The 14,779-nt window shown below is 53.1% G+C and carries 9 protein-coding genes and 2 rRNA genes; 6 read left to right on the forward strand and 5 right to left on the reverse strand.

The window, feature by feature from the left end; genetic code table 11:
• Positions 1 to 134 precede the first annotated feature (134 nt).
• Positions 135 to 1,142 carry a tryptophan--tRNA ligase gene (gene trpS / locus HV213_RS25410; protein WP_181483799.1) on the forward strand — a complete coding sequence of 336 codons (1,008 nt, stop codon included), beginning with the start codon at positions 135 to 137 and terminating at the stop codon, positions 1,140 to 1,142.
• Positions 1,143 to 1,346: 204 nt separating this feature from the next.
• Entirely contained in the window at positions 1,347 to 2,369 is a 1,023-nt protein-coding gene (locus tag HV213_RS25415) for an IS110 family RNA-guided transposase (RefSeq protein ID WP_181482387.1), read from the forward strand.
• 322 nt (positions 2,370 to 2,691) lie between these two features.
• Here HV213_RS25415 and HV213_RS25420 read toward each other — a convergent pair whose 3' ends face one another.
• The gene (locus tag HV213_RS25420; RefSeq protein WP_181486503.1) at positions 2,692 to 4,089 is read right to left on the reverse strand and encodes a diguanylate cyclase; all 1,398 of its coding nucleotides are present in this window, start codon (positions 4,087 to 4,089) and stop codon (positions 2,692 to 2,694) included.
• Between the two features lie 535 nt (positions 4,090 to 4,624).
• On the opposite strand from HV213_RS25420, the gene HV213_RS25425 reads away from it, so the two are divergent.
• Genes HV213_RS25425 through HV213_RS25435 form a run of 3 tightly spaced genes read left to right on the forward strand, consistent with a single transcriptional unit; the run spans position 4,625 to position 9,542 of the window.
• Entirely contained in the window at positions 4,625 to 5,692 is a 1,068-nt protein-coding gene (locus HV213_RS25425) for an HlyD family secretion protein (protein ID WP_181483800.1), read from the forward strand.
• A complete protein-coding gene (gene rbbA, locus HV213_RS25430; RefSeq protein WP_181483801.1) occupies positions 5,689 to 8,418 on the forward strand; it encodes a ribosome-associated ATPase/putative transporter RbbA in 2,730 nt (909 codons plus the stop codon). Before HV213_RS25425 ends, rbbA begins: the two co-directional genes overlap by 4 nt.
• The gene (locus tag HV213_RS25435; protein WP_181483802.1) at positions 8,418 to 9,542 is read left to right on the forward strand and encodes an ABC transporter permease; all 1,125 of its coding nucleotides are present in this window, start codon (positions 8,418 to 8,420) and stop codon (positions 9,540 to 9,542) included. The genes rbbA and HV213_RS25435 overlap by 1 nt, the downstream gene beginning before the upstream one ends.
• Positions 9,543 to 9,576: 34 nt before the next feature.
• Here HV213_RS25435 and HV213_RS25440 read toward each other — a convergent pair whose 3' ends face one another.
• Positions 9,577 to 9,894: a hypothetical protein gene (locus HV213_RS25440; RefSeq protein WP_181483803.1), complete on the reverse strand. Its 318-nt coding sequence runs from the start codon at positions 9,892 to 9,894 to the stop codon at positions 9,577 to 9,579.
• A gap of 428 nt (positions 9,895 to 10,322) precedes the next feature.
• Between HV213_RS25440 and HV213_RS25445 the strand changes: the two genes are divergently transcribed.
• Positions 10,323 to 11,017, forward strand: a protein-coding gene (locus HV213_RS25445; protein WP_181483804.1) for an IS1-like element IS1N family transposase whose coding sequence is annotated in 2 segments (ribosomal slippage) — positions 10,323 to 10,569 and positions 10,569 to 11,017 — 696 coding nt in all. Because the reading frame shifts where the segments join, the coding sequence is not laid out codon by codon here.
• 88 nt (positions 11,018 to 11,105) lie between these two features.
• Here HV213_RS25445 and HV213_RS25450 read toward each other — a convergent pair.
• The 3 genes from HV213_RS25450 to HV213_RS25460 form a co-directional block, all read right to left on the reverse strand.
• Positions 11,106 to 11,381, reverse strand: a complete 276-nt coding sequence (locus HV213_RS25450) for a DUF2574 family protein (RefSeq protein ID WP_181483805.1) — start codon at positions 11,379 to 11,381, stop codon at positions 11,106 to 11,108.
• Between the two features lie 193 nt (positions 11,382 to 11,574).
• Positions 11,575 to 11,690, reverse strand: a 5S ribosomal RNA gene (rrf, locus tag HV213_RS25455).
• A 67-nt stretch (positions 11,691 to 11,757) separates the two neighbouring features.
• A 23S ribosomal RNA gene (locus tag HV213_RS25460) occupies positions 11,758 to 14,666 on the reverse strand.
• Between the last annotated feature and the right edge of the window lie 113 nt (positions 14,667 to 14,779).

The raw sequence follows: 14,779 nt of genomic DNA on the forward strand, positions 1-14,779 counted from the left end.
CACCCTTGTCGTTGGTGGCTGCCTGCATAACAGGCGGCATGATTTAACGTTTCCCATATTCAGAGCCGCCGGAAGGCGGCTTTGTTGTTTCTGAGTGGCGCCTTTCGGCTTAATCACAGCATAAGGAGTCACTCATGAGTACGACACAAACTATTCTGACCGGCGACCGTCCAACCGGCCAGCTGCACCTCGGCCACTACGTCGGTTCCCTACGCCAGCGCGTGCAGCTCCAACATGACCACCAGCAATTTATCCTTGTTGCTGACCTGCAGGGGCTGACCGATAACGGCAGCAATCCGCAAAAAATCAGCAGTAACATCTTTGAAGTGATGGCGGATTATCTGGCGGTCGGCATCGATCCACAAAAGACGACCATCTGCCTGCAATCAGCCCTGCCGGCGCTGGCGGAACTCAGCGCGCTATATATGAATATCGTCACCGTCGCCCGCGTTGAGCGTAATCCGACGGTCAAAAATGAAATCGCCCAGAAAGGATTTTCTCGCTCGCTGCCGGTGGGCTTTCTGGCCTACCCCATCAGCCAGGCCGCTGATATCAGCGCCTTTAAAGCCGAGCTGGTGCCGGTGGGTGACGATCAGCTACCGATGATCGAACAGACCAACGAGATCGTGCACAAAATGAATAGCCTGACAACGGAGCCAGTATTGCGACACTGCAAGGCACTGCTCAGCGACGTCAGCCGCCTGCCGGGCATTGACGGCAATGCAAAAATGTCGAAATCACTGGGAAATACGCTCACGCTTTCGGCCAGCGAAGAGGAGATCCACCGCGCGGTCAGCGCCATGTACACCGATCCGAATCACCTGCGAGTTGCCGATCCGGGCCAGATAGAAGGTAACGTGGTCTTTACTTATCTCGACGCCTTTCATCCCGATAAAACGTTGGTTGCGGATATGAAAGCACACTATCAGCGTGGTGGTCTTGGGGACCGACAGTGCAAGAATGAGCTGGAGTCCTGTTTACAGGAGCTGCTGGCACCGATACGCGAACGCCGGGCGACCTATATTCAGGATAAAGGAATGCTGCTGGAACTACTGCGCCGGGGAAGCGAACAGGCGCACCAGTTGACTCAACAAACGCTGCATGAAGTAAAACGCGGTCTGGGGCTGCCGGTGCTGTTTTGAGAGTCAGAGATATCTTCGCAGGCTCCACGAGCTCACAGCCGGGTGCGGCTATCTCCCCGGTGGCGGCTGACGCGTTACCGGGGCTACGGGTTCCCAGCCGCCTGCGGACTGGTAGCCCGATGTGATGGACACCTCCCACCTTACGGCATCAGAACGTGCCAGACTGGAAGTGTTACCTGCAGTCCACAGGAGGAGGTGTCCACCATGAATATTAAACGTATCGGTCTTGACCTGGCAAAAAATGTCTTTCAGATCCATGCTGTGGATCACCATGAACATGTCGTCGTGCGGAAATCTCTCCGCCGCGCCCACATGCACGCTTATTTCTCTCAGCTGGCTCCCTGCACCATCGGGATTGAAGCCTGCGCATCATCCCACTACTGGTCCCGCGAACTCACCCGCATGGGGCATACCGTGCGCATTATTCCCCCGAAATTCGTCAAGCCTTACCTCAAAGGCAACAAGAATGATGCCAACGATGCCGAAGCCATCTGTGAAGCCATCAGCCGCCCCGCCATGCGCTTCGTCGCGGTTAAGACAGAGCGCCAGCAGACCCTTCAGGCGGAGCATCGCGTGCGGGCCAGAGTGATAAAAAGCCGCACGGCGCTGTGCAACGAGATACGGGGCTTTCTGGGCGAATTCGGCGTGGTGCTGCCGGTCGGCATCAGCCAGTTGCGTAAGGCGCTGCCGGAGATACTGTCACAGCAGGAGCAGTGGGATGACCGGTTTATGCGCCTGCTGTGCGAGCTGGCCGAAGAGCTGCGGATGCTGGATGACCGGGTGGCGGGGCATGACCGGCGGCTCGCAGAGGCGGCGCGGGAAGATATCTGCATCCAGCGGCTGATGAAAATAGAAGGTATCGGCGTGATAACCGCCAGCGCGATGGTGGCGTTGTTGGGTGACGCGACGCAGTTTAAGAACGGTCGGGAGATGGCGGCTTATGTGGGGCTGGTTCCCCGGCAGCACTCAAGCGGCGGTAAGCAGCAGCTGGGGCATATCAGCAAGCGGGGTGACAGCTACCTGCGTACGCTGGTCATCCACGGGGCACGGTCAGTTCTGAAGACATGTGCAGGCAAAGAAGACCGGCGGAGCCAGTGGCTGCAGTCGGTGGCGGAAAGACGGAACCGGAATATCGCGACGGTGGCGCTGGCGAACAAGAATGTGCGGATAGCGTGGGCGGTGATGAGTCGCGGAGAAGATTACCATGGCTCACGGGTCGCCGGTTAACCGACGCCCCGTGAGCCATGCAGTAAAAAGAGCAGTAACCCTGTCGTGAGATTGCGAAGCGATTTAGCGTGATGAGTAACCGGTAAGACCAGCACCTGAGAAATCCGGCCTGTCCGAAGGCTCCCTGCGAAGCAAAGCCGATAGCCCGAAAGGAAGCAGGTGCGCAGAACACATCATGGCCCGGGTACGACGGTACCGAACGAGAGGCCGGATATACGAACGCAACTTACCCTGGTGACTCACACAAAAAATAGCTTGCATCACGGGAGGTGTCCATATACGGACAGGCGCAACGCGCCGCCTCCGGGAAGAACTCAGCCGCTTAATTGCCGTCGCCTTCGTGCATCTTCACGCAGTTGCGCCCATCACGCTTGGCAACGTACAGCGCGCTGTCGGCGTCGCGCAGCAGCAGGTTGTAATCCGGATGACCGGTGTGGACGGCGTAGCCAATGCTGGCGGTGATCGAAATTTCGGTCTCGGCGCCGACGCTAAACGCCAGTTGGCTGATTTTTTTACGCAGCCGCTCGAGGATAGTAAAGGCTTCCGCCGCGCCGGTTTCCACCAGCACCAGCAGAAACTCCTCGCCGCCGTAGCGGAAAATGTAGTCACTGGAACGAATGTTATCGCTGAGCAGCTCCGCAACATGCTTGATCGCCCGGTCACCGACCATATGACCCCAGCTGTCGTTAATTTCTTTAAAGTGGTCAATATCAATAATCGCCACCGTCATCGGCAGCTCATACTCCATCGCCAGCGTCACTTCATGCTTAAGGACCACCGGCAGGTAGCGGCGATTCAACAGGCTGGTCAGCGTATCTTTGCCGCTTTGCATCTGCGACAGGCTGCTAAACAGAACCCCAAGCTGGCTACCAATCTGCTGACAATGGATATGGATACCCTGTAGCAGACTTTGCGTATTTTTATACTCTGAATCGTCTGCCGAAGATTTCCAGGCGGATAACAGGACATCTACCTTGCTAATTAAGTCGGCGATTTCCTGCATTTGCGGATTTTTATTAAAATAACGCACGCATTTATGGCGGAACCACAGACCAAATTCTGACTCAGATAATAACGCTCCGTTAATATCTGTCTTATTATCGCTGACGATATTAAAAATAGCGGTATTTTCCCACCCAGAGAGCGAAGCCTGCTGCTTACCATATTCCAATGGCACATTATCCATCAGGCTATACAGGCGATAAGCCTCTTCATTTTTCGTCGCACGGTAGTGCGATAGGGTATAGGCATGGCACATCATCTCGACCGCCATATTAATAGCCATGATGGCGTAGTAGATGGCGGCGACGCTGGTATCACGGTCAATCTCGCTATCGCGGATATTTTCAATCAGCCCGGCCTTAAGCTGCCGCGCGCCGCGCAGGACGGCCTCAGCCGGAATGCCAATTCGCGAATGGATGCTGCCAATCAGGTACTGCCGCTCCGCCAGCGCCTGCAGATTTTCCTTCTCGCTCATCAGGATATCTCTCACCCACCCAGCGAGCGAGCTACTTAGCCGCTCCTGGACTAAATCATAGGTAAGGTGCCTGGCGATGTCCGGATCCTGAAAAATAAAGTCATAAAAACGGGTCGCTAACGCCTCCGCCTGCTGATCGGCAATATTTTTAAGAACTGCCTTCACTTCCGGCGTCAGGCTGTCGTACAGCGGCAACCATTCCTTAAAAATAATGGAGATATATTTCTGGCTTTCATCTTTCATTTGAATAAAGCGCTCGCCTGGCGTTAGTGTATTTTCAGGGCCGAAGATCATACAACAGTTCTCCTGGAGCAACCAGATTAAAAATGCGACAGCCCCCCACCAATAATATCCTCTGGTTATTAGCATTGAGAAATGGCTTATAAGTATGATGATTTAATGAAGAACGATGAAGGTTGTATGAGCAAGGCCCGCAGCATTAAACCCAATAAGCATCATGGGTAATATTGGTTCACCCGTCTTTTCACCGTTTTTTATGTTAACTCTGCGACAAGTCCATGTTTTGTATATGGACATATTCATTGCGGATGTTAGTATTGCATTGACGGTAGCAATAGATATGCGTGTTTCATTTAAGGCGAGGATTGCTGATGATGACCACATTAATCGCACCTCTTTCTGACTGGCCAGCAGCGTCGCACGACGTCATGCGCCGGTTGGCCTTATCCCCCATCCCTTCTTTTCCTGGAAAGACGATACTTCGCTACGCGGAGGAGAAACGCGCACCACTCAGCAAACGGAACAAAGCGAGTCGCGTATGGACAAAATCAAACGGCGTTGGACAAGATACGTTATTGGTTTACTGGTGGTCATTGCCGCCGCGGCATGGTGGATGTTGCGCCCACCAGGGCTTCCGGCAGGCTTTGCCAACAGCAACGGTAGAATCGAGGCGACCGAAGTCGATATAGCCACCAAAACCGCCGGTCGTATCGACTCGATTCTGGTCAAAGAGGGACAGTTTGTGCGTCAGGGCGAAGTCTTAGCCCGCATGGACATCCGCGTTCTCAATGAACAACGGCTGGAGGCCGCAGCGCAAATTAAGGAAGCGGAAAGTTCGATTGCCGCAGCAAAAGCGCTGCTCGATCAGCGTCAAAGCGAAATGCGCGCTGCCGAGGCGGTCGTGAAGCAGCGGCAGGCTGAACTCAATTCCGCCGCCAAACGCCATGTCCGTTCCAACACCCTGTCGCAGCGTGGCGCGGTCTCCGCTCAACAGCTTGATGATGACCAGGCGGCGGCGGAAAGCGCCAGGGCTGCTCTGGAATCAGCGAAAGCGCAGGTCTCTGCGGCCAGAGCAGCCATTGAGGCAGCCCGCACCAGTATTATTCAGGCGCAAACCCGGGTTGAGGCAGCTCAGGCTACCGAGCGGCGGATTATCGCCGATATCGACGATAGCGAACTGAAAGCGCCACGTGATGGCCGCATTCAGTACCGTGTTGCCGAACCGGGAGAAGTGCTGGCGGCGGGCGGTCGGGTGCTGAATATGGTCGACCTATCTGATGTCTATATGACCTTCTTCCTGCCGACCGAACAGGCGGGTCTTTTGGCGCTCGGCAGCGAAGCACGCATTATCCTCGATGCCGCGCCGAATCTGGTTATTCCTGTCAATATCAGTTTTGTCGCTAGCGTGGCGCAATTTACCCCCAAAACGGTGGAAACCAGCGACGAACGGCTGAAGCTGATGTTCCGCGTCAAAGCCCGCATTCCGCCAGAGCTGCTGGAACAGCACCTTGAGTATGTGAAAACCGGCCTGCCCGGCATGGCCTGGGTGCGTCTGGATAGCCAGAAAGCGTGGCCTGAAGCGCTGATGGTGAGGTTGCCGCAATGAAAACCGTCGCCCGTCTGGAAAACGTGAGCCAGCACTTTGGCACGACCACCGCGCTAAAGGATATTACGCTGAACATTCCCGCCCGCTGCATGGTGGGCCTGATCGGGCCAGACGGCGTCGGCAAGTCCAGCCTGCTCTCGCTGATTTCCGGCGCGCGAGTCATTGAGCACGGTAACGTGATGGTGCTCGGCGGCGACATGAGCGATGTGCGTCACCGCCAGGACGTGTGCCCGAAAATCGCCTGGATGCCGCAGGGGTTGGGGAAAAACCTCTACCACACCCTGTCGGTCTATGAAAACGTCGACTTCTTCGCCCGCCTGTTTGGTCATGATAAAGCCGAGCGCGAAAACCGAATCAATGAGCTGTTGCAAAGTACCGGTCTGGCACCGTTTCGCGACCGTCCAGCGGGGAAGCTCTCCGGCGGAATGAAGCAAAAGCTTGGCCTGTGCTGCGCGCTCATTCACGACCCACAGTTGCTGATCCTTGATGAACCAACCACCGGCGTCGATCCCCTCTCCCGCGCGCAGTTTTGGGATCTGATCGACAGCATTCGCCAGCGCCAGCCGGAGATGAGCGTGCTGGTCGCCACGGCCTATATGGAAGAGGCGGAGCGTTTTGACTGGCTAGTCGCCATGAATGCGGGGGAAGTACTGGCGACCGGCAGCGCAGAAGAGCTAAAAGTGCAAACGGCGAGCCAGACGCTGGAGCAGGCATTTATCGCCCTGCTTCCCGAAGCCCAGCGCCTGGCGCATAAAGAGGTGATCATTCCACCGCGCAACGCAGAGGAGAGCGAAATCGCCATTGAAGCTCGCGGCCTGACGATGCGCTTTGGCAATTTTGTCGCCGTTGATCACGTGAACTTTCGTATCGCCCGCGGCGAAATTTTCGGTTTCCTCGGATCCAACGGCTGCGGTAAATCAACAACCATGAAAATGCTGACCGGGCTGCTGCCAGCAAGCGAGGGCGAGGCCTGGCTATTTGGCCAGTTGGTCGACCCGAAGGATATTGAAACTCGCCGCCGCGTCGGCTATATGTCGCAGGCCTTTTCCCTCTACAGTGAACTGACCGTTAGGCAAAACCTCGAACTGCATGCCCGGCTGTTCCATATTCCGGATGCGGAGATCCCCGGTCGGGTCGCCGAAATGAGCCAGCGTTTTATGCTGCAAGAGGTTGAAGACATCCTGCCTGCCTCGCTGCCGTTAGGTATTAGGCAGCGGCTATCGCTGGCGGTCGCGGTGATTCACCGTCCGGAAATGTTAATTCTTGACGAACCCACCTCCGGCGTCGATCCCGTGGCCCGGGATATGTTCTGGCAGCTGATGGTCGATCTGGCCCGTCAGGATCGGGTGACAATCTTTATCTCCACCCACTTTATGAATGAAGCCGAGCGCTGCGATCGCATTTCGCTGATGCATGCTGGCAAAGTGCTGGCCAGCGATACGCCGCAGGCGCTGGTCGAACAGCGCGGATCGGCCAGTCTCGAAGAGGCCTTTATCGCCTGGCTACAGGAGGCAGCAGATGCCGCACAGCCGCCTGCTGCTGAGGCTGCACCGATTCCCGTGATTGAACACAAAACCGAAACCATTGCTCCGCGTCAGGCATTTAGCTTGCGCCGCCTGTTTAGCTACAGCCGCCGCGAAGCGCTGGAGCTACGTCGCGATCCGGTACGATCGACTCTGGCATTGCTGGGCACGGTGATCCTGATGTTTATTATGGGATATGGGATCAGTATGGACGTCGAGGATCTGCGATTTGCGGTACTCGACCGCGATCAAACCGTCAGCAGCCAGGGCTGGTCGCAGAATATCGCCGGTTCACGCTATTTTATCGAACAGCCGCCTCTGCAAAGCTACAGTGAACTGGACCGGCGGATGCGCAACGGCGAGCTGGCGGTGGCTATCGAAATTCCGCCTAATTTTGGCCGCGACATCGCTCGGGGAACGCCAGTGCAAATCGGCGTGTGGGTTGATGGCGCAATGCCAAACCGGGCGGAAACGGTGCGCGGCTACGTGCAGGCGATGCATTTGGCCTGGCTTCAGGAGATGGCCGGTCGCCAGGCCAGCCCCAATCGCGATACCTCACTGATTTCTATTGAAACCCGCTATCGCTATAACCCGGACGTGAAGAGTCTGCCAGCGATTGTTCCAGCAGTTATTCCGCTGCTGTTGATGATGATCCCGGCGATGCTCAGCGCGCTCAGCGTAGTGCGTGAGAAAGAGCTGGGCTCGATCATCAATCTGTACGTGACGCCGACCACCCGCAGTGAATTTCTTCTGGGCAAACAGGTGCCGTATATCGTGCTGGGGATGTTTAACTTCTTTCTACTATGTGCACTGTCGGTGTTTGTCTTTGGCGTACCGCATAAAGGGAGCTTCCTGACGCTTACGCTGGCCGCACTACTCTATGTCACTATTGCCACCGGGCTTGGCCTACTGATCTCAACCTTTATGAAAAGCCAGATTGCGGCGATTTTCGGTACCGCGATTATTACGCTTATCCCGGCGACGCAGTTCTCGGGGATGATCGATCCCGTCGCGTCTCTGGAAGGGCCGGGCCGCTGGATTGGCCAGATTTATCCAACCAGCCACTTTCTGACCATTGCGCGAGGAACGTTTTCCAAAGCGCTAAATCTGACGGACCTGTGGGCATCCTTCATACCACTGCTTATTGCGGTTCCGCTGGTGCTGGGCCTGAGCGTGTGGCTGCTGAAAAAACAGGAGGGATAATGCGCGGATTACGCAATATTTATAATTTAGGCATGAAAGAGCTACGCAGCCTGCTTGGCGATAAGGCGATGCTGACATTAATTGTCTTCGCCTTTACCGTCTCGGTTTACTCCTCCGCTACCGTTATGCCGGGGTCGTTACATTTAGCCCCTATCGCTATTGCGGATATGGATAAATCGCAGCTCTCATCGCGCATTATCAACGGTTTTTATCGCCCCTGGTTTTTACCCCCTGAGCTGATTACCGCTGATGAAATGGACGCAGGACTGGATGCCGGGCGATATACATTCGCGATCAATATTCCCCCTAACTTCCAGCGTGATGTTTTAGCCGGACGCCAGCCGGAACTACAGGTAAACGTTGACGCGACGCGAATGAGCCAGGCGTTTACCGGCAATAGCTATATCCAGAATATCGTCACTGGTGAGGTGAATAGCTTTGTCGCCCGCTATCGGGATAACAGTACGTTGCCAGTCGAGCTAGCCGTCAGGATGCGTTTTAACCCGAATCTGGAACAGGAACGTTTCGGGGCCGTGATGGCGATTATCAACAATATTACTATGCTGGCCATAGTGCTTACCGGTTCGGCGTTGATACGTGAACGAGAGCATGGAACCGTGGAGCACCTGCTGGTGATGCCGGTGACGCCGTTTGAAATTATGATGGCAAAGATCTGGTCAATGGGGTTGGTGGTGCTGGTCGTTTCTGGATTATCGCTTATATTGATGGTCCAGGGAGTGTTGCAGGTGCCGATTGAAGGCTCTATACCGCTGTTTATGCTTGGAGTAGCTCTGAGCCTGTTTGCTACTACCTCAATTGGAATATTTATGGGAACCGTGGCCCGCTCGATGCCGCAGTTAGGGCTGTTGATGATTCTGGTGCTGCTACCACTTCAGATGCTATCCGGGGGATCAACGCCACGAGAAAGTATGCCGCAGGCGGTGCAGGACATCATGCTCACCATGCCGACAACTCATTTCGTCAGCCTGGCGCAGGCAATTCTGTATCGAGGTGCAGATTTTGCGATTGTCTGGCCGCAGTTTCTGACGCTGCTGGCTATCGGTGGCGTATTTTTTACGATTGCACTGCTGCGTTTTCGTAAGACTATCGGCGAGATGGCCTGAGTTTATGCCGCTACCGCTGGTAGCGGCTATCGATTTATTTATTGCGGTTCATAAAGCGACGCAGTAGCCAGGTAAACCCCATAGCCATGCTGAACAGAATGACCAGCAGCAGCACCCAGCAGACCGAGATTCGCAGTAACGTACTCATAGTCATAAATGGCTGAAGATACACAGTAAATGAGTGCTCAACAGGTTTTCCCAGCAGCATCATTATCCCATCAGCTAACCAGACAAGCGCCCGACAAACCAACCAGATGATAGCTGGCCAACAGAGCAAAACCAGAAAGGTGAAGCGCTCTTGTATATATTTTATAAGTTGGCGCAAAGGAGGCCAGTTGATCAGAATTTTCATTTATATTCTCATATTGCCAGCCGGTAACATGCATTATTCGTCTGAAGACGTTACCGGGTTAGCTTCCATACAGGCAATGCACCCTATATTTTTATCAAATTTGAATTAACTTAAACCAGATCGAGTTAACAAAGTGTTAAGAACACTAAGTCATTTGCCTGAAAAAGTCCAGCCATTATAGCCATTGCTATGTATAGAATGAGAATATCTCATCAGTTTGTTAATATAATTACATTAACGCAACTGAATATTTTAATAAAACTTACGGTCGATTTAATTTAAACAAAACATTAAGAAATGGATTTATATTTACTTAAATTATATTAATAAAATTCAAATAATACATAAAACAATCCTCACTCAATGAGTTTGGTGATGCCTCTAATTAGTTGAATCTGATGTATAATGCGGGCTTTTGAGGTTCTTTCATGGCCAGCGTTAACATTCATTGTCCTCGTTGTCAGTCTGCACAGGTCTACCGCCATGGTCAGAACCCTAAAGGCCATGACAGATTTCGCTGCCGTGACTGCCACCGCGTTTTTCAGCTCACTTACACTTATGAGGCCCGTAAGCCGGGCATTAAAGAGCTGATCACTGAAATGGCCTTCAATGGCGCCGGGGTTCGCGATACCGCCAGAACACTGAAAATTGGCATTAACACCGTCATCCGGACTTTAAAAAACTCACGCCAAAGCGAATAACGTCTTCGCCCGTTGCTCATGCTGATGTGGCGCTTATCTGCGAACTTGATGAGCAATGGAGTTTCGTTGGCAGTAAAGCCCGGCAACACTGGCTCTGGTACGCGTATAACACCAAAACAGGGGGTGTACTGGCCTACACTTTTGGTCCCCGTACCGATGAAACCTGCCGGGAACTACTGACACTGCTTACGCCATTCAACATCGGCATGATCACCAGCGACGACTGGGGCAGCTATGGCCGGGAGGTGCCGAAGGATAAGCATCTGACCGGAAAAATATTCACCCAACGGATTGAGCGCAATAACCTGACGCTGCGCACCCGCATTAAGCGCTTGGCTCGTAAAACAATCTGCTTCTCGCGTTCAGTAGAGATCCACGAAAAAGTCATCGGGACGTTTATTGAAAAACACATGTTCTACTAATTGGAAGCATCACCAATGAGTTTATTCATTTCATTACTTATTGGGCGGTTATTTTTCGATAAAAATGATATTGAAGTGAAAATTTCCCTTAATCATAACTACTAACGATAACCTTCCGGGTTAAATCCCCTGAAACATTAACTGTTTTGGTGACTACACCACGTGAAATAGAAGAAACATATTTCGCATCAACAGGATACAAGTCATGACCGCATGACTGTCGCAGTTGCCCGGCAACAATATCAGTATGACAGGTAAGTGATACAACTTGCCCAGTGATGGTGAGTGTTGCGGTATCAGCAGCAAAAGTTGCTGAACTCACTCCATGAGCTAAAGTCAAAATCCCAATCAGCGCCATTTTCATTGTTTTTGTAGCTAGTAACAGGATAGTAATAGAAAGATAGAAGTAAAGTGATGATAAAACCAGACGTTATAAGGGATATAGTCGTGCTGTAGTGCCAGATAAAACATTCATGCCACCAACTGGCTTGAAGATTTCTCACACCATAAAAACGCAAAAAGCCCATCCTGACGGATGGGCTCTTCACTTATTTGATGCCTGGCAGTTCCCTACTCTCACATGGGGAGACCCCACACTACCATCGGCGCTACGGCGTTTCACTTCTGAGTTCGGCATGGGGTCAGGTGGGACCACCGCGCTGTCGCCGCCAGGCAAATTCTGTTATCTGTATCACGCTGAAAATCTTCTCTCAATTCCGCCAAAACATCTTCGGCGTTGTAAGGTTAAGCCTCACGGTTCATTAGTACCGGTTAGCTCAACGTATCGCTACGCTTACACACCCGGCCTATCAACGTCATCGTCTTTAACGTTCCTTCAGGACTCTCAGGGAGTCAGGGAGAACTCATCTCGGGGCAAGTTTCGTGCTTAGATGCTTTCAGCACTTATCTCTTCCGCATTTAGCTACCGGGCAATGCCATTGGCATGACAACCCGAACACCAGTGATGCGTCCACTCCGGTCCTCTCGTACTAGGAGCAGCCCCCCTCAATTCTCCAGCGCCCACGGCAGATAGGGACCGAACTGTCTCACGACGTTCTAAACCCAGCTCGCGTACCACTTTAAATGGCGAACAGCCATACCCTTGGGACCTACTTCAGCCCCAGGATGTGATGAGCCGACATCGAGGTGCCAAACACCGCCGTCGATATGAACTCTTGGGCGGTATCAGCCTGTTATCCCCGGAGTACCTTTTATCCGTTGAGCGATGGCCCTTCCATTCAGAACCACCGGATCACTATGACCTGCTTTCGCACCTGCTCGCGCCGTCACGCTCGCAGTCAAGCTAGCTTATGCCATTGCACTAACCTCCTGATGTCCGACCAGGATTAGCTAACCTTCGTGCTCCTCCGTTACTCTTTAGGAGGAGACCGCCCCAGTCAAACTACCCACCAGACACTGTCCGCAACCCGGATCACGGGTCCACGTTAGAACACCAGCCATTAAAGGGTGGTATTTCAAGGTTGGCTCCATGCAGACTGGCGTCCACACTTCAAAGCCTCCCACCTATCCTACACATCAAGGACCAGTGTTCAGTGTCAAGCTATAGTAAAGGTTCACGGGGTCTTTCCGTCTTGCCGCGGGTACACTGCATCTTCACAGCGAGTTCAATTTCACTGAGTCTCGGGTGGAGACAGCCTGGCCATCATTACGCCATTCGTGCAGGTCGGAACTTACCCGACAAGGAATTTCGCTACCTTAGGACCGTTATAGTTACGGCCGCCGTTTACCGGGGCTTCGATCAAGAGCTTCTCCTTACGGATAACCCCATCAATTAACCTTCCGGCACCGGGCAGGCGTCACACCGTATACGTCCACTTTCGTGTTTGCACAGTGCTGTGTTTTTAATAAACAGTTGCAGCCAGCTGGTATCTTCGACTGAGTTCAGCTCCGTGAGCAAGTCACTTCACCTACCATCAGCGTGCCTTCTCCCGAAGTTACGGCACCATTTTGCCTAGTTCCTTCACCCGAGTTCTCTCAAGCGCCTTGGTATTCTCTACCTGACCACCTGTGTCGGTTTGGGGTACGATTTGATGTTACCTGATGCTTAGAGGCTTTTCCTGGAAGCAGGGCATTTGTTACTTCAGCACCGTAGTGCCTCGTCATCACACCTCAGCGTTGAATGACGTTCCGGATTTACCTGGAACATCCGCCTACATGCTTAAACCGGGACAACCGTCGCCCGGCTAACATAGCCTTCTCCGTCCCCCCTTCGCAGTAACACCGAGTACAGGAATATTAACCTGTTTCCCATCGACTACGCCTTTCGGCCTCGCCTTAGGGGTCGACTCACCCTGCCCCGATTAACGTTGGACAGGAACCCTTGGTCTTCCGGCGAGCGGGCTTTTCACCCGCTTTATCGTTACTTATGTCAGCATTCGCACTTCTGATACCTCCAGCAGCCCTCACAGGCCACCTTCAACGGCTTACAGAACGCTCCCCTACCCAACAACGCATAAGCGTCGCTGCCGCAGCTTCGGTGCATGGTTTAGCCCCGTTACATCTTCCGCGCAGGCCGACTCGACCAGTGAGCTATTACGCTTTCTTTAAATGATGGCTGCTTCTAAGCCAACATCCTGGCTGTCTGTGCCTTCCCACATCGTTTCCCACTTAACCATGACTTTGGGACCTTAGCTGGCGGTCTGGGTTGTTTCCCTCTTCACGACGGACGTTAGCACCCGCCGTGTGTCTCCCGTGATAACATTCTTCGGTATTCGTAGTTTGCATCGGGTTGGTAAGTCGGGATGACCCCCTAGCCGAAACAGTGCTCTACCCCCGAAGATGAGTTCACGAGGCGCTACCTAAATAGCTTTCGGGGAGAACCAGCTATCTCCCGGTTTGATTGGCCTTTCACCCCCAGCCACAAGTCATCCGCTAATTTTTCAACATTAGTCGGTTCGGTCCTCCAGTTAGTGTTACCCAACCTTCAACCTGCCCATGGCTAGATCACCGGGTTTCGGGTCTATACCCTGCAACTTAACGCCCAGTTAAGACTCGGTTTCCCTGCGGCTCCCCTATACGGTTAACCTTGCTACAGAATATAAGTCGCTGACCCATTATACAAAAGGTACGCAGTCACCCCATTAAAGAGGCTCCTACTGCTTGTACGTACACGGTTTCAGGTTCTGTTTCACTCCCCTCGCCGGGGTTCTTTTCGCCTTTCCCTCACGGTACTGGTTCACTATCGGTCAGTCAGGAGTATTTAGCCTTGGAGGATGGTCCCCCCATATTCAGACAGGATACCACGTGTCCCGCCCTACTCTTCGAGTTCACAGCCTGTGTGTTTTTGTGTACGGGAGTATCACCCTGTACCCTGCGACTTTCCAGACGCTTCCACTAACACACAAACTGATTCAGACTCTGGGCTCCTCCCCGTTCGCTCGCCGCTACTGGGGGAATCTCGGTTGATTTCTTTTCCTCGGGGTACTTAGATGTTTCAGTTCCCCCGGTTCGCTTCGTTAAGCTATGTATTCACTTAACGATAGTGTGTCGGAACACACTGGGTTTCCCCATTCGGAAATCGTCGGTTATAACGGTTCATATCACCTTACCGACGCTTATCGCAGATTAGCACGTCCTTCATCGCCTCTGACTGCCAGGGCATCCACCGTGTACGCTTAGTCGCTTAACCTCACAACCCGAAGATGTTTCGTAAAACACTTCGCGCTGCAAAAATTTGAGAGACTCGAACACACTGTCATTCTGTTCTTATTACGGAGAACAGACACAGTGTGTCGTTTCAAT

Source organism: Klebsiella sp. RHBSTW-00484 (assembly GCF_013705725.1).
Taxonomy (GTDB): Bacteria; Pseudomonadota; Gammaproteobacteria; order Enterobacterales; family Enterobacteriaceae; genus Klebsiella.